A 16,706-nucleotide genomic window follows, 5' to 3' on the forward strand; every position below is an offset into this window, starting at 1 on the left:
CCAAGGACTGGCGCGAAGGGCTCTTCGAAGGCCTGAGCGGTCGCCTCGTCTACACCCAGACGCAGGCTGAAGACGCCAACCCGATGACCAGTTCGATCGCGGTCTCCAGCTACACCCGTTACGGCACCGCCGACCCGCAGCGTCCGCCGTCGGCCACCTCGGACTATGAGGTGCGGCACCGCTACTCGCTGGACATGAGCTATGCGCGCAAGTTCTTCGGCGACAACGAGACCTCGCTGCGCGTGTTCGCCCAGCACCGTTCGGGCCTGCCCTACAGCCACACCTTCGCCAACAGCCGCACCGGCAACTTCGACAACGACTTCGGCTACCCCGTGTCCAGCTACTCGGGCCGCCAGGCGTCGTCCAATGCGCTGCTCTACGTGCCGGCCTCCGGCAGCGATCCGCGGATCGTCTATGGCGCGGGCTTCGACCAGGCGCGGTTCCAGTCGTTCCTGGAGAACTCGGGCCTGGCCAAGTACGCCGGCTCGATCGCCCCCCGGAACGCCTTCCGCACCCCGGACGTGACCACCATCGATCTGCGCCTCAGCCAGGAACTGCCGGCCTTCTTCCCGAACGGGGCGAAGCTGGAGGTGTTCATGGACGTGGAGAACCTCGGCAACCTCCTGAACGACGACTGGGGCGTGCTCGAGCAGTACGACTTCCACCGCAGCGTGCCCGTGGTCAACGTCTCCTGCGTCGGCGCGGCGACCATCACTCCGGTGGTCAACTGCGGCTCGGCGGGCGCCCGTTATCTGGTGACCGGCACCGGTGTCGGCGGCGCCTTCGTCGAACCCGTCCGGGCCTTCCGCCGCGAGCAGTCGCTGTGGCAGATCAAGTTCGGCGCGAAGTACAAGTTCTGAGCCGACGGCTCAAGGGCTGACAGGCCAGGGGCGGCCGCAGCGATGCGGCCGCCCTTTTCCGTGGTTCCGCCCCTGCGAGCGGGCGCGACTGAGCTGGGCCGCCCGCCCCCTCCGTCACGGCGCTGGCGCGCCGCGCCACCTCCCCCGCCGCGCTGCGCTCGCAGGGGAGGAGCGGCTGCTCCTCATCCGTGAAACGGGGGGTCCGCGAAGCGGTGGAGGGCGCGCGCCGCCCCGCGAACTCAGGCGCAGGAGCCCCGGCGCTTGACGCGCGACCCTGCGCGGCCCATTTCCGCCCGTCCTTCGTTTCCGAGGCTCTGCATGACCGTCACCGTTCCCGCCGAGTGGGCGCCGCACCGGGCCATGTGGCTGGGCTTTCCCAGCCATGCGGCGCTGTGGGAGGACGACCTGGCGGCCGCCCAGGCCGAGGTGGCGGCCCTGGCCCGCGCCCTGGCGGGACCCGGGGCCGAGCGGGTGCGGCTGATGACCGGTTCGACCGAGGGCGAAGCCGACGCGCGCCGGCTGCTGGGCGACGTGGCCGGGGTGGAGATCGTCGCGGGCGCCTTTGGCGACATCTGGCTGCGCGACACCGGCCCGATCTTCGCCCGCGGCGACGCAGGGCTTGAGGCCCAGGGCTTTCGCTTCAACGGCTGGGGCGGCAAGTACCGGCTGGAGCACGACGACACCGTCGCGGCGCAGATCGCCCAGGCGTCGGGCGTAGCGCTCACCGCGCACGACTTCATCCTGGAGGGCGGGGCGATCGACCACGACGGCGAGGGCACGGTGCTGACCACCGGCCAGTGCCTGCTGAACCCCAACCGCAACCCCGGCTGGACGGACGAGAAGGCTCAAGAAGCGCTGGCGCAGGCCCTGGGCGCGCGGAAGCTGCTGTGGCTGGGCGAGGGCCTGGCCAACGACCACACCGACGGCCACGTGGACAACCTGGCGCGCTTCGTGGCGCCGGGCGTGGCGGTCTGTCCGGTGGCCTGGGGGCGCGGCGATCCCAACGCGGGCGCCTATGACGACGCCGCGCGCCGCCTGGCCGGGTTCGAGGATGCGGCGGGCCGCAGGCTGAAGGTGGTTCGGATCCCCTCGCCGGGCTGGATCGAGGGGCCTGAGGGCGGCGCGCTGCCGGCCTCGCACATGAACTTCCTGATCGCCAACCGCGCGGTGATCGTGCCCATCTATGAGGCCCGCCCCGGCGAGTTCGCCGTCCAGGCGCTGGAGACCCTGTTCCCCGACCGCCAGGTGATCGGCCTGCCCTCCACGGCTATCCTCACCGGGGGCGGCTCGTTTCACTGCATAACCCAGCAGGAGCCCGCCTGATGCCGCGCCAGATCACCGTCGCCGCGCTGCAGGCGTCCTTCGGCCTGGACCGGGACGCCAACATCGCGCGCACCGCCGAACTGATCCGCGAGGCCGCCGGCAAGGGCGCCCAGGTGATCCTGCCGCCGGAGCTGTTCCAGGGCCCCTACTTCTGCGTCGCCCAGGAGGAACGCTGGTTCCAGGAAGCCTATCCCTGGCGTGAGCACCCTTGCGTCACCGCGCTTGCCCCCCTGGCCCAGGAGCTGGGGGTGGTGCTGCCGATCTCGATCTTTGAGCGCGAGGGGCCGCACTATTTCAACAGCCTGGTGATGGTCGACGCCGACGGCACGGCGAAGGGCGTCTACCGCAAGAGCCACATCCCCGACGGGCCGGGCTATATGGAAAAGTACTATTTCCGGCCAGGCGACACCGGCTTCAAGGTCTGGGACACCCGCTTCGGGCGCCTGGGCGTCGGCATCTGCTGGGACCAGTGGTACCCGGAGGCCGCCCGGGCCATGGTGCTGATGGGCGCGGAGGTGCTGTTCTATCCCACCGCCATCGGCTCGGAGCCCCACGACCCTAGCCTGGACACCGCCAAGCCGTGGCGGCGGGCCATGCAGGGGCATGCGGTCTCCAACGTCATCCCGGTAGTGGGGGCCAACCGCACCGGCTTCGGGCCGTGGGCGGACTACCCCGGCGGCGGCCAGCAGTTCTACGGATCCAGCTTCATCGCCGACCATCGCGGCGACCTGGTGGCGGCGTTCGGGCGGGAGGACGAGGGGGCGATCACCGCCACCTTCGACCTGGATTTCCTCAGCGCCCACCGGGCGGCCTGGGGCTTCTTCCGCGACCGCCGCACCGACCTCTACGGCGCCCTGACTGAAGGCCGGCCGGCGTGATCGAGACGGAGCGCCTGATCCTGCGGGCGTTCAGTGAGGCCGACCGCGCGCCCTTCGCCGCGCTCGACCATGGAGGCGGGCTGGCGGCTGGCTGAACCTCTGCGGCGGCGCAACGTCCTGCGCCGCCCCTCACCCTGCCCCTCTCCTCCAACACTTCGTGTCGGGGAGAGGAGGCGTGGGGGGCGGTCAGCCGCGCAGGACGGTCTTGCCGTTCTTGATCACGGTGACCTCGCGGGCCTTCACCCGGGCCTCGAAGGAGATGACCTTGCCGTCCGTCCACAGATCGACGCTCACCGTGTCGCCGGGGAACACCGGGGCGGAGAACCGGGCCTCGTGGCTGAGGATCTGGTCGGGGTCGTAGCCGGTGATCGCCTGCAGCACCGCGCGGCAGGTGATGCCGTAAGTGCACAGCCCGTGCAGGATCGGCCGCGGGAACCCAGCCCGGCGGGCGATGTCGGGATCGGAGTGCAGCGGGTTGCGGTCACCGTTCAGCCGGTAGAGCAGGGCCTGGTCCGGCCGGGTGGTGATATCGACGGTGAGGTCGGCCTTGCGGCCGGGGACCTGGTGCGGTTCCGGCGCGCCCTCGGTGGGACCGCCGAACCCGCCGTCGCCGCGGGCGAAGGTCGAGCCGGTGAGGGTGGCGACCTTCTCGCCGGCCTCATCGGTCCACACCGTCTCGTTGATGATCACCGCGCCCTTGTCCTTGCCCTTGTCATAGGCGCCCACCGTGCGGCCCTGGGCGGTGAAGGTCCCGAAGGCCGGCAGCGGCTTGTGCAGTTCGACCTTCTGCTCGCCGTGCACCACCATCAGGAAGTTGATCTGGCTGGGCCGGTGGCCGGGCTTCTGCTCCACCTGGCCGGCGCCCCGCGCCGGGCGACCGCTGGCCGAGGCCAGCACGGTGGCGGCCGTCGGGATCACCTTGGGGCTCTTCTCATAGACGAAGGGCAGCTCGCGCTCGTCCATCGGATCGGCGCCCATGCCGACCCCCAGAGCGTAGAGCATCACGTCCTTGTCGCCATAGGTGAAGGTGCGCGGCTCGGTCTTCTGGTCAAGGATGTCGGGGTAGAAGATGGGCATCTGCGTTCCTCCGCCGCGCCGGCCCTGCCGGCCGGTCGCTGTCGGCTCTGATTGAAGCGGCTCCAGCGCAATCGGGCAAGCGGCCCTGCGCCGCATTTGCGGGCCCCCCAAGGATCGGTTAGAAGCGGCGGCTTCGCGCGCGCAGGCCCTCCCGCGGCCGTGCTGTCGCCCCACGTATTCGAAGGTTCTCCATGGCCACCACCACCGCCCAGCCCGCCGGCCAGATCACCGGCAACGTCCTGTTCTATTCGCAGCCCGAGCCGCTGGCCCGCGAGACCCACGGCAAGCTGGGCGTCAAGCGCATGGACGGCCCGTTCAGCTTCGCCAAGGCCGGCCACGCCATCCCGCTGACGGTGGGCGAATTCCCCCTGGCCGCCGTGACCGGGCCGATCATCTTCGTGGGCGACGAGCGCCTGCCGATCGCCGTCATGGGCCTGAACGCCGGGGACAACATGTTCGTCAAGCCGGACGGCCTGTTCGAACCGGGGGTCTACATCCCGGCCTATGTGCGCCGCTATCCGTTCGTGTTCGCCAACGATGAGTCGGCCAAGCAAATGGTGCTGTGCGTCGACCGGGCCGCCGAATTCATCGTCGAGGGCGGCGACATGGCGTTCTTCGACGAGAAGGGCGAGCCCACCGAGTACACGAAGAACTGCATCGAATTCTGTAACAACTTCGAGATCGAGCGCCAGCGCACCACCAGCTTCGTGCAGATCCTCAAGGACCTGGACCTGTTTGAGACCAAGACCGCGCAGTTCACCCCGGTGAACCCCGACGGCACGGCCGGGGAGCCGCAGAAGATCGCCGACTACTTCGGCGTCTCGGAAGAGAAGCTCAACGCCCTGCCGGCCGACAAGATCATCGAGTTGCGCGACAACGGCGCGCTGGGCCAGATCTACGCCCACATGCTGTCGCTGGTGGGCTGGGACCGGCTGATCGCCCTGGCCATGGCCCGGGCGCCGCAGGAACCCGTCGCCGCCAACGGGTAGGTTCCGTGTTCGAAGCCGCTCATCCCGGCGAAGGCCGGGACCCAGATGGCGGCCTCAGATGTGCCCGCGAGCCGTTCGGCGGCTTTCCATCCGCCTCGGCGGCTGGACCTGGGTCCCGGCCTTCGCCGGGATGAGCGGGAGAGGGCTGTCGGCATATCAACCCCTCGCCGGCCCTACCGCGCAAAGACGCCCCGGGTCAGGCACGAGAACACCAGCCGGCCGGCCTCATCCAGGAGGTCGTGCTGGCAGATGACGATCCCCTTGCCCTCCCCCACAGGGTCCTTGGCCATGACGGTCATGCGGCCGCGCAGCAGTTCGCCCGCCGGCGGGTTGCGGACCCAGCGCAGGGCATCGACCCCCAAACGCTTGGTCTGCGGCCAGTCGGTGTGGGCGATGGCGTCGAGCCGGGCCCAGATGGCGAACACCATGGCGTCCGGCGCTCCGCGGTCGGCCGTCCAGCCGGGGGTGAAGGCGATGAGGAAGGCGGCCAGTACGTCGGGGTCCACCGCCGCGGCGCCCAGGGAGACCACCTGACCGATCTGAATGTCGTCGAATGAGGCTGGCACAGGCGGGCGGCTCCGGGGACACTTTTGCGGAAATGAGGACCAGGATGTGACCGTGGGTCTGGCGCCAAGTCGAGCCCCGGCTTTGCGTCATCGCCATCGCCGCGCCATATAGCGCCCCTAGCCTGTGCTCTAGCTGCGGTTTTCGAGGTGATGATGCGGTTCCTGGCGGCATTCCTGTTGACGCTGCTTCTGGGGGGCCCCGCCCTCGCGCAGCCTGTCGACACCGGCCACCTGACCGCCGAACTGGTCACCCAGAGCCAGGGCATAGCCCCCGGCCAGACCATCCACGTCGCCATCACCCAGAAGATCGACAAGGGCTGGCACACCTACTGGCGCAACGCCGGCGACAGTGGCGAGGCCACCAAGGCGGTGTGGACCCTGCCTGCCGGCTGGAAGGCGGGCGAGTTCGTCTGGCCGACGCCCAAGCGCCTGCCGGTGGGGCCTCTGGTCAACTACGGCTTCGAGGGCGAGGTGATCCTGCCGCTGACCCTCACCGCCTCGGCCTCGGCCCGGGTTGGGGAGACGGTGACCCTCAAGGCCGCCGCCGCCTTCCTGGTCTGCGAGGAGATCTGCATTCCCGAGGACGCGGTCCTGCAGCTCAGCCTGCCGGTGACCGCCGGGCCTGCCCCCGCCGACCCCAGGTGGGGGCCGGTGATCCAGCGCACCCTTGACCAGGCGCCGAAGTCCGCAGGCCTGGCCGCCGCCTTCGCCCGGCAGGGTCCGGCCCTGTCGCTGGCGGTGACCGGCCAGGCGCTGAAGGGCGCAGACTTCGCGGGCGCCTATTTCTTCCCCTACGCCGGCACGGTGATCGACCACGCCAAGCCGCAGGCCATCGAGCGCGGTCCTGAGGGCCTCACCCTGGCGCTGACCCCCGGCTACGACTTCCAGCAGCACGCCGGCCCACAGACTCTGGCCGGCGTGCTGTCGCTGGGCGCCAAGGCATATGAGATCTCCGCGACCCCCGGCCCGGCGCCGGCCGGCGCCGCGGGTCTCGGCCCGCCGCCTGCGAAGGCTCAGCCGCCGGCCGGGACCGCCAACCTGGGCCTGGTCTCCGCGGCGTTCTTCGCATTGCTCGGCGGCCTGATTCTCAACCTGATGCCCTGTGTCTTCCCGGTGCTGGCCATGAAGGCCGCCTCCCTGGCCCGCCACGGCGAGGACCAGGCGCGGGCCCGGCGCGAGGGCCTGGCCTTCGGCGCAGGCGCGCTGGCCACCTTCCTGGCGCTGGCCATCGGCCTGATCGCCCTGCAGGCGGCGGGCTCGGCGGTGGGCTGGGGCTTCCAGTTGCAGAGTCCGCCCGTGGTCGCGGCCCTGGCGCTGCTGATGCTGCTGGTGGCGCTCAATCTCTCCGGCGTCTTCGAGATGGGCGGCTCACTGCAGAACGTCGGCGGGGGCCTGGCCTCCCGCGGCGGACTGGCCGGCGCCTTCTTCACCGGCGCCCTGGCCGTGGTGGTGGCGGCGCCTTGCACGGCGCCCTTCATGGGCCCGGCCCTGGGCTGGGCGCTGACCCAGACGCCGCTTGCGGCGCTCACGGTGTTCGCCGCCCTGGGGATCGGCTTCGCCGCGCCGTTCGTGGCGGTGGCGTTCGTGCCCGGCCTGCTGGCCCGGCTGCCGAAGCCCGGGCCGTGGATGGACGCTTTTCGCAAGGCTTTGGCCTTCCCGATGTACGCCGCCGCGGCGTGGCTAGTCTGGGTGCTGACCCTGCAGGCCGGCCCCGAAGCCCTGGCCCGCATCTTTGCCGCCGCCATCGTCCTGGCCGTGGCCGCCTGGCTGGCCGGTGCGGCGCAGCGGCGCGCCTCGGAAGGCAAGCATCCCGCGGCCCTGGCCACCGGCGCCGGCTTCCTGGCGGTGGTCGCCCTCGCAGCCGCAGTGGGCGCGCCCTACGGCTCCGCGCCCGCTCCCGGCGCGCCCACCGGCGCCGAGGCCGCCGAGGTGGCCTATGAGGCCTACACCCCGCAGCGCCTTGCCGACCTGCGCGCCGAGGGCAAGCCAGTGTTCGTCAACTACACCGCCGCCTGGTGCGTGAGTTGCCAGGTCAACGATCGGGTGGCGCTGTCCACCAAGGGCGTGGCCCGGGCGCTGGAGCGCAACGGCGTCACCTACATGAAGGCCGACTGGACCAAGCGCGATCCGGTGATCGCCGCCGACCTGGCCCGCTTCGGCCGGGCCGGGGTGCCGCTCTACCTGGTCTATGGCGCGGGCGGGGGCGAAGGCGTTATCCTGCCCTCAATCCTGACCGAAGGCGTGGTGGTCCGGGCGCTGGACGCCGCCGGCAAGGCCACCAAGTCGGCAACCTGATGTCTTGAGCCCCGGAGCTGAACCGATGACCCAGACCCTCCTGCGCCGCACCGCCCTGGCGCTCGCCGCCGCCGCCGCCCTGGCCTGCGCCGCCCCGGCCCTGGCCGCTCCCGCCCTGGGTCAGGCCGCGCCGGCCTTCACCGCCGTCGACGCCGATGGCCGGCCCCGGGCGCTGTCGGAATTCAAGGGCAAGACGGTGGTCCTGGAGTGGACCAATAACGGCTGTCCCTATGTGCAGAAGCACTACAGCTCCGGCGCCATGCAGGGCCTGCAGCGCAAAGCCACCGCCGACGGCGTGGTCTGGCTGACGTTGGTCTCCTCCGCGCCCGCCATGCAAGGCTACCTGAAGCCCGCCGAGGCCAAGGCCTGGAAGGCCAGCGCCAAGGCCGGCTCCACAGCCGTCCTGCTGGACCCCGAGGGCCGCGTGGGCCGAGCGTACGAGGCCAAGACCACGCCGCACATGTTCGTCATCGATAAGACCCAGCGGGTCGTCTACATGGGCGGCATCGACGACAAGGCCTCGTCCGACCTCGCCAGCCTGAAGGGCGCCACCAACCACGTGGCCGCGGCGCTGGCCGACGTGAAGGCCGGCCGCCCGGTGCAGCAGGCGGTCACCCGGCCTTACGGCTGCAGCGTCAAGTACGCCACCGCCGAGTAGAGATCCTCCGCTTGCCCGCGACCGACGCCGCCTGGACGGCCCTTCTGGCCGCAGCCCATGACGCGCTGGAGCGCCGGATCTCCGACCTGTTTCAGGCAGAGCCCGAGCGTCTGGCGCGGCTCAGCGTCGAGGCCGCGGGTCTGCGTCTCGACCTTTCCAAACAGCCCTGGTCGCTGGCCGACCTGGACGTGGCCCTGGCGCTTGCCCGCGCCGCCGACGTCGAGGGCGCCCGCGCGGCGATCTTCGCCGGCGAGATGGTCAACCGCTCCGAAGGCCGACCCGCCCTGCACGCCGCCCTGCGGGCGCCGGACGGATCGCAGTTCCATGCGGCCGGCGAGCCGGTCTCCGCGGGGATCGAGGCGCAGCGCCAAGCCGTGCGCGCCTTCGCAGAGGCGGTCCGCTCGGGTCAGCGCCGGGGCGCCACGGGCGAGGCGTTCGAGGCCATCGTCCACATCGGTATCGGCGGTTCGGACCTGGGACCGCGGCTGGTCTGGGAGGCGCTGAAGCCTCTCTCACCGCAGATCGACCTGCGGTTCGTGGCCAATGTGGACCCGGCCGAACTGGCGCAGGCGCTGGCTGGGCTCGACCCCGTCCGAACCCTGGTGGTTACCGTCTCCAAGACCTTTACGACCCAGGAGACCCTGACCAACGCGCAGGCCGCCCGCGCCTGGCTGCGCGCCGAACTGGGCGACGCCGGCGACGCCCACCTGGCGGCGGTCTCCGCGGCGCCGGAGCGGGCGCAGGCGTTCGGCGTGCCGGCGGACCAGGTGTTCGGCTTCCACGACTGGGTGGGCGGCCGCTATTCGGTGTGGTCGGCGGTGGGGCTCTCCTGCGCCATCGCCCTGGGCCACCAGGCGACGTCTGGGCTGCACGCCGGGGCGGCGGCCATGGACGACCACTTCCGGCAGGCGCCGCTGGCGGCCAACGCGCCGGTGCTGCTGGCGCTGGCTCATGTGTTCAACCGCAACGGCCTCGCCCGCCCGATCCGCGCCGTCGTCCCCTACGCCCAGCGGCTGCGGCTGTTCGCCAGCTTCCTCCAGCAGCTTGAGATGGAATCCAACGGCAAGAGCGTCAACGCCCAGGGCCGCCCCGTGGCCCGCGCCACCGCCGCAGCGGTGTTCGGCGACGCCGGCACCAACGGCCAGCACGCCTTCTTCCAGTTGCTGCACCAGGGGACCGAGATCATCCCGGTGGACTTCATCGCCGTGCGCGAACCCTCCGAAGGGGACCCGGCGGCGCAGCGCAAGCTCGTGGCCAACGCCGTGGCCCAGGCCGAGGCCCTGATGGTCGGGCGAGCCGAGGCCGAGGTCCGCGCCGAACTGGCCGCCGCCGGCGCCTCGCCCGCCGAAATCGAGGCCCTGGCCCCGCAGCGCGCCTTCGCCGGGAACCGTCCGTCGAGCTTCATCACGATGGACCGGCTGGACCCCGAGCGGCTGGGCGCTCTGCTGGCCCTCTACGAGCACAAGACCTTCGTGGAGGGGGTGCTGTGGGGGATCAACAGCTTCGACCAGTGGGGCGTAGAGCTGGGCAAGACCCTGGCGGTGCGGGTGCTGACCGAGCTGGAGGGCGGGCCGGCGGGCGCCCACGACCCGTCCACGGCGGCGTTGATCGGCAAGCTAAGGGCGTAGCGCGCCCCCTGGCGGGCCAGTTGGCTTCCGACCCAACCTCGGCTATAGGCCTCGCCCATGAGCGGTTTCGCGCATCATCACGGCCACCATCACCATCCGACCCTCGCGGGATCGGCTCCGGATCGCATGGCCTGACGCGACCCCGACCGAGCCCCGCCCATGCGGACGGGGCTTCGTGTCGACTTCGAGCTCCCTCCGTCGCCCTTCGATTCTTCCTGGGACAAGACGATGGACAGCCTTCCCGCCTTGAGCGTTCGCCCTGCACCGGTTAGGTGCGCGCCATGACCACCGACACGCCCAGACCGGAGGCCCGCGCCCCGCGCGGCTTCGCCGACCGCCGCGCCCGCGACCTGGCCGGCGAGCGCCGCATCCTGCTGGCCGTCGCGCAAGTTTATGAGCGCTATGGTTTCGAGCTCCTGGAGACCGGGGCGCTGGAGTATGCCGACGCGCTGGGCAAGTTCCTGCCGGACGCGGACCGTCCCAACGAGGGCGTCTTCGCCCTGCAGGACGACGACGACCAGTGGATGGCGCTGCGCTATGACCTCACCGCGCCGCTGGCCCGCTTCGCCGCCCAGAACTGGGAGACTCTGCCCAAGCCGTTCCGGCGCTATGCGTTCGGGCCCGTGTGGCGCAACGAAAAGCCCGGCCCGGGCCGGTTCCGCGAGTTCGTGCAGTGCGACGCCGACACGGTGGGCTCGGCCCGCCCGGAGGCCGACGCCGAGATCATCGCCATGGCCGCCGAGGGGCTGGCCGCCGCCGGCCTGCCGGCCGGATCGGCGATCCTGAAGGTCAACAACCGCAAGCTCCTGAACGGGCTGATGACGGCGGCCGGCGTCACCGCCGAGGGCCAGAAGCTGGCGGTGCTGCGCGCCGTGGACAAGCTCGACCGCCTGGGTCCGGACGGGGTGCGCCTGTTGCTGGGCGAAGGCCGGCTGGACGAGTCGGGCGCCTTCACCAACGGCGCGGGGCTGAACGGCTCCGCGGCCGAGCGGGTGCTGGCCTTCACGGCGGCCGGCGCCGGCGGGCGGACCGACACCCTGGCCGCCCTGGCCAATGTGGTGGGCGGCTCGGCCGAGGGCGACGAGGGTCTGGCGGAGCTTGAGGCCATCGATCGGGCGCTGACGTCCCTGGGCGTGGGCGCCGACCAGGCGGCCTTCGACCCCTCCGTGGTGCGCGGGCTGGAATATTACACCGGCGCGGTCTTCGAGGCCGAGCTCTTGCTGGAGACCACCGACGAGCGCGGCCAGGCGGTGCGGTTCGGCTCCATCGGCGGCGGCGGGCGGTATGACGACCTGGTGGCGCGGTTCACCGGCGAGCGGACGCCGGCCACCGGCTTTTCCTTCGGGGTCACCCGACTGGCCAGCGCCCTGAAGGCCGCCGGCCGCGACCTGGCCGCCGATGTGCGGGGGCCGGTGGTGGTCATCGTCCTGGACCCGACCCGGATGGCCGACTACTTCGCCGTGGCCGGCGAGCTGCGCGGGCAGGGCGTCGCCGCGGAGGTCTACCTGGGCGCCTCCGGCATGCGGCCGCAGATGAAGTACGCCGACCGCCGGCTGTCGCCCGCCGCGGTGATCATCGGCGAGGACGAGTTCGCCCAGGGCTCCGCCACCGTCAAGGACCTCGACCTCGGCCGCGCCCTGTCGGCCGGGGTCACCGACAACGCAGCCTGGCGCGAGCAGCGGCCGGGGCAGGTGACGGTGCCGCGCAGCGAGCTGGTGGCGACGATCCGCAAGATCCTGGACGCCGTCGCATGAGGGTCGAGCCCAAGGTCCCGCACCGGGCGCTCGCCGCCATCCGCGCGCCGTTGCAGGCCGCCGGCGCCGAGGCGGTGGACGCGCCCATCCTGCAGCCCCTGAACCTGCTCCTGGACCTTGCGGGGGAGGCCATGCGCGCGCGGCTGTTCGTGGTCCAGGCGGAGGGCGGGGCGGAAGCCTGCCTGCGCCCCGACTTCACCGTGGCCATCGCGCGCCACCACATCGAGAGCGGCCGGACGGCGGGGCGCTACGCCTACGAGGGTGCGGCCTTCCGGGCCTCGCCGCATACAGAGCGCGCCGAGGAGTTTGTGCAGCTGGGCCTGGAGCTGTTCGCGCCGGCGGGCGGCGCGACCGCAGCGTCCGACGCGGAGATCGCCGCCCTGGCCTGGCGGGCGGCCGAGGCGGGCGGACGCGACGACCTCAGCCTGTGGCTGGGCGACGTGGGCCTGTTCGCCCCGTTCATCGAATCCCTGGCCCTGCCAGACGCGCTTGCCGCCCGGCTGACCCGGGTGGCGGGCCGGCCACGATTGCTGCAGGCCGAGCTGGCCCGGGGCGGGTTGCCGGTCTCCGCCGAGGGCGGACAGCTCGCCGCCATGCTGGCCGGCCTGTCGCCTGGCGAGGGCGCGCGCCTGCTGGAAGAGGTCTGGGCCCTGGCCGGCGTCCAGCCGGTGGGCGGCCGCAGCCCCGCCGAGATCGCCCAGCGGCTGGTGCGCAAGGGAGAGGCCGCCAGCGCGCCGGCCCTGACGCCGGCCCAGGCCGAGGCCATCCATGCGTTCATGGCGATCTCCGACGCGCCGGCGGAGGGGTTGGCCAAGGTCGCCGCCCTGGCCGGCCGCAAGGCGCCGGCCCTGACGGCGGCGCTGAAGGCCTGGGACGCCCGGCTAGGGGCGCTTGCGGCTGCCGTGCCGCAGACCGCCATGCGGTTCGCCCCGGCCCTGGGCCACGCCTTCGACTACTACGACGGCCTGACCTTCGAGATCCGCAGCGACGCTCTGGGGACGGAGCGGCCGGTGGCCGTGGGCGGACGCTATGACGGGCTGCTCGCCCGGTTGGGCGGCCAGACCGCGGGCCGCGCGGTGGGCTGCATGGTCCGGCCCTGGCGGGCGTTCGCGGGAGGCGAGGCGTGAGTGAACCCCTGGTCATCGCGCTGCCCTCCAAGGGGCGGCTGAAGGAACAGGTGGAAGCCTGGCTCGCCGATGGCGGGCTGGAGGTGCAGGCGCTGGGCGGCGCGCGGGGCTACCTGGCGACATTGAAGGGCCTGCCCGGGGCCCAGGTGCGGCTCTCGTCGGCCGCCGACATCGCCGAGGCCCTGGATGCCGGCGAGGCGCACCTGGGGGTCACCGGCGAGGACCTGTTGCGCGAACGCGGCGGCGACCTGGACGCCCGGGTGCTGCTGCTGCGGCCCCTGGGCTTCGGGCGCGCGGACCTGGTGGTCGCGGCGCCCAAGAGCTGGCTCGACGTGGACACCATGGCCGACCTGGAGGAGGTGGCCCACGACTACCTGGCCCGCACCGGCCGGCGCATGCGGGTGGCCACCAAGTACCTGGCCCAGACCCGGGCCTTCTTCGCCCGCCACGGGATCGTGGACTACCGGATCACCGAATCGGGCGGCGCCACAGAGGGCGCGCCGGCCGCCGGCGCCGCGGAGCTGGTGGTGGACATCACCACCACCGGGGCGACGCTGGCCGCCAACGGGCTGAAGGTGCTGGCCGACGGGACGATCCTGAGGAGCCAGGCCCAGCTCGCCGCCAGCCTGCGGGCGGACTGGAGCCCCGCCCAGCTGGCGGTGGCCGAGCGGCTGCTGCGCGGCCTCGAGGCCCGCGCCACGGCGCTATCCAGCGCCACCCTGATCTGGCCGGCGGACGGCGGGGAGGCGGAGGCCCAGGCGGTGGCCGACCTGGCGGCGGCGGGCGCCAGCCGGCGTCCCAACGGCCTGCTGGTGGCGGTGGGCCAGCTCGCCGCCGCGGGCCAGAAGCTCAGCGCCGCGGGGCTGGGGCCGGTGACCGCGGCCCGGCCTGACTTCGTGTTCGAGGTGGGCTGCGCGTCGTTCGAGGCCCTGAAGGCCCGGTTGTTTTGACGCTACTGTCAAAAGACGGTGTAAATTTGTGCAAGCTCGCGAGATTCTGATCAACCCGTGCCCGGAACCGGCCCGCAAGCCGTTGACTCGGGCAGAAAATTGCCGTTCTTTCACCCCGCGAGAGACATGATGGCGCTAGTCCAGAAGTCTCCGGCGTTTCGGGGAGGAAACGCCCGCTCTACTTAGAGCGACTGCTCAAAATACGGCCCGCTGCGATTATCCCCCGCAGCGGGCCAAATTTTTGCCCGCGGCAAATTTTTGACGCTCCCATCAAAACAGAGCAGGCCTGCCGCTAGGTCTCCTCCACCCACGCCTTCAGCAGCTGGTGGGCGATGGCCAGCGCGCCCGGCGCGGCGACGCCTTCGGTCTTGCCGGCCAGGAGGTCGCGGGCCTGGTCGCGGGTGAACCAGCGCACCTCGGAAAGCTCGGTCTGGTCGGGCGCGCCCTCGTCGTCCTCCACCTCGGCGATCAGGCCGATCATCAGGGAGGACGGATAGGGCCAGGGCTGGGTGGAGTGGTAGCGGACCTTGCGGGTGCGCAGGCCAGCCTCCTCGTGGAGCTCGCGGGCGCAGGCCTCCTCGATGGATTCGCCGGGTTCCAGGAAGCCGGCGAGAGCGGAGAACATGCCCTTGGGCCAGGCCTCCTGGCGGCCCAGCATGCAGCGGTCGCCGTGGTAGGGCAGCATGATCACCACGGGGTCGGTGCGCGGGAAGTGCTCGGCCTCGCAGGACGGGCAGGCCCGCTTCCAGCCGCCGTCCACCGCCTGGCTGGGCTCGCCGCAGGCCGCGCAGTGCTTGTGCCGGCGGCGCCATTCGAACATCGACTTGGCGGTGGCGACGATGGCCGCGTCGCCGGCGGGCAGCTTCAGGGCCACGGCGCGCAGGTCCTCGAACCGGCCCATCCCCTCCAGGACGCCCACGGAGGGATCGGCGGCGCCGTCCAGGTCCACGGCGAACACCGCGGTGTCGTTCCACAGCCCCATGAACAGTAGCCGCTCGGCGCCGCCGGCCAGTTCGCCCACCAGCTTGGCCGGCAGGTAGGCGATCTGCAGGCCGCCCTCCTTGCCCGCCTCCACGAAGGGCCGGCCGTTCCATAGGGCCAGGCCGAGGCTGTCGGCCGATGCCAGCTGTTCGGCCAGCCATACGGCGTCGCCGCGCCGGTCGCTGGCGCGGTTCAGGGGATTGCCGGCGAAGGTGTTCTGAAAGGCGTCTAGGGGCATGGCCCGCCTTCTTAGGGCGCCGGGCAACGCTTGCGAAGCCGCCCGGGCTGGCCAAACCGCGCCTTGTGCCCCACATCGTCAGGGCGAGGGCGCGCCAGCGGGCGCCAACAGCGGGAGCCGCACCATGTCCGAACCCACCGAGTACGTTCCGCCCAAGGTCTGGACCTGGAACAAGGAGAGCGGCGGCCGGTTCGCCGCCATCAACCGCCCGATCGCCGGCCCCACCCACGACAAGGACCTGCCGGTGGGCCGCCACCCGTTCCAGCTCTATTCGCTGGCCACCCCGAACGGGGTGAAGGTGACGGTGATGTTCGAGGAGCTGCTGGCCCTGGGCCACACCGGGGCGGAATACGACGCCTGGCTGATCAACATCGGCTCCGGCGACCAGTTCGGCTCCGGCTTCGTCAGCGCCAACCCCAATTCCAAGATCCCCGCCCTGGTGGACCGCAGCGGACCCACGCCCATCCGGGTGTTCGAGTCCGGCGCGATCCTGATCCACCTGGCCGAGACCTTCGGCGCGTTCCTGCCCACCGAGCGGGCGGCCCGGGCGGAGACGCTGTCGTGGCTGATGTGGCAGATGGGCTCGGCGCCCTACCTGGGCGGCGGGTTCGGCCACTTCTACGCCTATGCGCCCGCCAAGATGGAGTACCCCATCGACCGGTTCGCCATGGAGGTGAAGCGCCAGCTGGACGTGCTGGACCGCCGGCTGAGCGAGAGCGAGTACCTGGCCGGGGCGGACTACACCATCGCCGACATGGCGGTGTGGCCCTGGTACGGGGCCCTGGCCAAGGGCGTGGTCTATGAGGCCGGCGAGTTCCTGTCGGTGCAGGACTATAAGAACGTCCAGCGCTGGACCGACCAGATCGCCCAGCGCCCGGCGGTGAAGCGCGGCCGCATGGTCAACCGCGTCCAGGGCGACCCGGCGAGCCAACTGCGGGAGCGCCACGAGGCGGCGGATTTCGAGACCAAGACGCAGGACAAGCTGGAGGTGGGGGTGGCGGGGAGCTAGGGCCGGCCGGCCGACTGTTTCCACGCGAGAGACGGTTCCGCGGTCTCAGCTAATCAATGCGAGTAGCTGATCCCGCAACGGCACTTCGTCCCCATGGAAGCTGCGGATCATCGCTTGCAGATACAGGTCCTCGTTCAGGTCAGCGAGATTGACTGGGTGGCCGGCGCGGGCGGCGAGTGCTGCCAGAAAGGTGGTCTGGGTGCGGCCGTTCCCCTCCCGGAACGGGTGGATGGCGTTGAGCTCGGCTAGAAAGGCAGCGGCGTCGGTTGCGAAGGCGGGCGCATTGAGCTCACGGAGATAATCGGCGTCGCGGACTTTCCGGAAAAGGCGCCGCATCTGCTCGGGGATGTCTTCTGTTTTCCAGAATACATCC

At 71.6% G+C, this 16,706-nt stretch carries 14 protein-coding genes and 1 pseudogene; 11 read left to right on the top strand and 4 right to left on the bottom strand.

Going from position 1 to position 16,706, the window contains the following annotated elements:
* From ACLL81_RS07210 to aguB, 3 genes and pseudogenes are all read left to right on the top strand, one after another.
* A pseudogene (locus ACLL81_RS07210) lies at positions 1-860 on the top strand (TonB-dependent receptor); the annotation flags it as partial.
* A gap of 318 nt (positions 861-1,178) precedes the next feature.
* Positions 1,179-2,183, top strand: coding sequence for an agmatine deiminase family protein (locus tag ACLL81_RS07215; protein ID WP_411287669.1), 1,005 nt, complete (start codon positions 1,179-1,181; stop codon positions 2,181-2,183).
* Complete coding sequence (gene aguB / locus ACLL81_RS07220) at positions 2,183-3,061, top strand: N-carbamoylputrescine amidase (RefSeq protein ID WP_411287670.1); 879 nt, start codon at positions 2,183-2,185, stop codon at positions 3,059-3,061. Before ACLL81_RS07215 ends, aguB begins: the two co-directional genes overlap by 1 nt.
* 186 nt (positions 3,062-3,247) lie before the next feature.
* On the opposite strand, the gene ACLL81_RS07225 is transcribed toward aguB, so the two are convergent.
* Positions 3,248-4,138, bottom strand: a complete 891-nt coding sequence (locus ACLL81_RS07225) for a MaoC/PaaZ C-terminal domain-containing protein (protein ID WP_411287671.1) — start codon at positions 4,136-4,138, stop codon at positions 3,248-3,250.
* A 191-nt stretch (positions 4,139-4,329) separates the two neighbouring features.
* Here ACLL81_RS07225 and ACLL81_RS07230 point away from each other — a divergent pair, with 191 nt between their 5' ends.
* The gene (locus ACLL81_RS07230; protein WP_411287672.1) at positions 4,330-5,127 is read left to right on the top strand and encodes a SapC family protein; all 798 of its coding nucleotides are present in this window, start codon (positions 4,330-4,332) and stop codon (positions 5,125-5,127) included.
* 173 nt (positions 5,128-5,300) lie between these two features.
* Here ACLL81_RS07230 and ACLL81_RS07235 read toward each other — a convergent pair whose 3' ends face one another.
* Positions 5,301-5,693 carry an acyl dehydratase gene (locus ACLL81_RS07235; protein ID WP_411287673.1) on the bottom strand — a complete coding sequence of 131 codons (393 nt, stop codon included), beginning with the start codon at positions 5,691-5,693 and terminating at the stop codon, positions 5,301-5,303.
* Positions 5,694-5,870: 177 nt separating this feature from the next.
* On the opposite strand from ACLL81_RS07235, the gene ACLL81_RS07240 reads away from it, so the two are divergent.
* The 6 genes from ACLL81_RS07240 (at position 5,871) to hisG (ending at position 14,105) form a co-directional block, all read left to right on the top strand.
* Entirely contained in the window at positions 5,871-7,988 is a 2,118-nt protein-coding gene (locus ACLL81_RS07240) for a protein-disulfide reductase DsbD family protein (RefSeq protein ID WP_411287674.1), read from the top strand.
* 25 nt (positions 7,989-8,013) lie between these two features.
* Positions 8,014-8,646, top strand: coding sequence for a redoxin family protein (locus tag ACLL81_RS07245; protein ID WP_411287675.1), 633 nt, complete (start codon positions 8,014-8,016; stop codon positions 8,644-8,646).
* Between the two features lie 11 nt (positions 8,647-8,657).
* Positions 8,658-10,274, top strand: coding sequence for a glucose-6-phosphate isomerase (gene pgi, locus ACLL81_RS07250; RefSeq protein ID WP_411287676.1), 1,617 nt, complete (start codon positions 8,658-8,660; stop codon positions 10,272-10,274).
* A 281-nt stretch (positions 10,275-10,555) separates the two neighbouring features.
* Positions 10,556-12,028, top strand: a complete 1,473-nt coding sequence (gene hisS / locus ACLL81_RS07255) for a histidine--tRNA ligase (protein WP_411287677.1) — start codon at positions 10,556-10,558, stop codon at positions 12,026-12,028.
* Entirely contained in the window at positions 12,025-13,155 is a 1,131-nt protein-coding gene (locus ACLL81_RS07260; protein ID WP_411287678.1) for an ATP phosphoribosyltransferase regulatory subunit, read from the top strand. The genes hisS and ACLL81_RS07260 overlap by 4 nt, the downstream gene beginning before the upstream one ends.
* Positions 13,152-14,105: an ATP phosphoribosyltransferase gene (hisG, locus tag ACLL81_RS07265; protein ID WP_411287679.1), complete on the top strand. Its 954-nt coding sequence runs from the start codon at positions 13,152-13,154 to the stop codon at positions 14,103-14,105. Before ACLL81_RS07260 ends, hisG begins: the two co-directional genes overlap by 4 nt.
* Before the next feature lie 292 nt (positions 14,106-14,397).
* On the opposite strand, the gene nudC is transcribed toward hisG, so the two are convergent.
* Positions 14,398-15,324, bottom strand: a complete 927-nt coding sequence (gene nudC / locus ACLL81_RS07270; RefSeq protein ID WP_411287680.1) for an NAD(+) diphosphatase — start codon at positions 15,322-15,324, stop codon at positions 14,398-14,400.
* A gap of 124 nt (positions 15,325-15,448) precedes the next feature.
* On the opposite strand from nudC, the gene yghU reads away from it, so the two are divergent.
* Positions 15,449-16,333 carry a glutathione-dependent disulfide-bond oxidoreductase gene (yghU, locus tag ACLL81_RS07275; RefSeq protein WP_411287681.1) on the top strand — a complete coding sequence of 295 codons (885 nt, stop codon included), beginning with the start codon at positions 15,449-15,451 and terminating at the stop codon, positions 16,331-16,333.
* Between the two features lie 45 nt (positions 16,334-16,378).
* Here yghU and ACLL81_RS07280 read toward each other — a convergent pair.
* Positions 16,379-16,706: Fic family protein (locus ACLL81_RS07280; RefSeq protein ID WP_411287682.1), on the bottom strand; the 328-nt coding region annotated here is incomplete at its 5' end.

The organism is Phenylobacterium sp., assembly GCF_046590535.1.
Taxonomy (GTDB): domain Bacteria; phylum Pseudomonadota; class Alphaproteobacteria; order Caulobacterales; family Caulobacteraceae; genus Phenylobacterium.

What these genes read in the sequence shown, in the direction of transcription:
- ACLL81_RS07215 (WP_411287669.1), top strand. Translation starts at nt 1,179, where the DNA reads ATGACCGTCACCGTTCCCGCCGAGTGGGCGCCGCACCGGGCCATGTGG.
- aguB (WP_411287670.1), top strand. Translation starts at nt 2,183, where the DNA reads ATGCCGCGCCAGATCACCGTCGCCGCGCTGCAGGCGTCCTTCGGCCTG.
- ACLL81_RS07225 (WP_411287671.1), bottom strand. Translation starts at nt 4,138, where the DNA reads ATGCCCATCTTCTACCCCGACATCCTTGACCAGAAGACCGAGCCGCGC.
- ACLL81_RS07230 (WP_411287672.1), top strand. Translation starts at nt 4,330, where the DNA reads ATGGCCACCACCACCGCCCAGCCCGCCGGCCAGATCACCGGCAACGTC.
- ACLL81_RS07245 (WP_411287675.1), top strand. Translation starts at nt 8,014, where the DNA reads ATGACCCAGACCCTCCTGCGCCGCACCGCCCTGGCGCTCGCCGCCGCC.
- hisS (WP_411287677.1), top strand. Translation starts at nt 10,556, where the DNA reads ATGACCACCGACACGCCCAGACCGGAGGCCCGCGCCCCGCGCGGCTTC.
- ACLL81_RS07260 (WP_411287678.1), top strand. Translation starts at nt 12,025, where the DNA reads ATGAGGGTCGAGCCCAAGGTCCCGCACCGGGCGCTCGCCGCCATCCGC.
- nudC (WP_411287680.1), bottom strand. Translation starts at nt 15,324, where the DNA reads ATGCCCCTAGACGCCTTTCAGAACACCTTCGCCGGCAATCCCCTGAAC.
- yghU (WP_411287681.1), top strand. Translation starts at nt 15,449, where the DNA reads ATGTCCGAACCCACCGAGTACGTTCCGCCCAAGGTCTGGACCTGGAAC.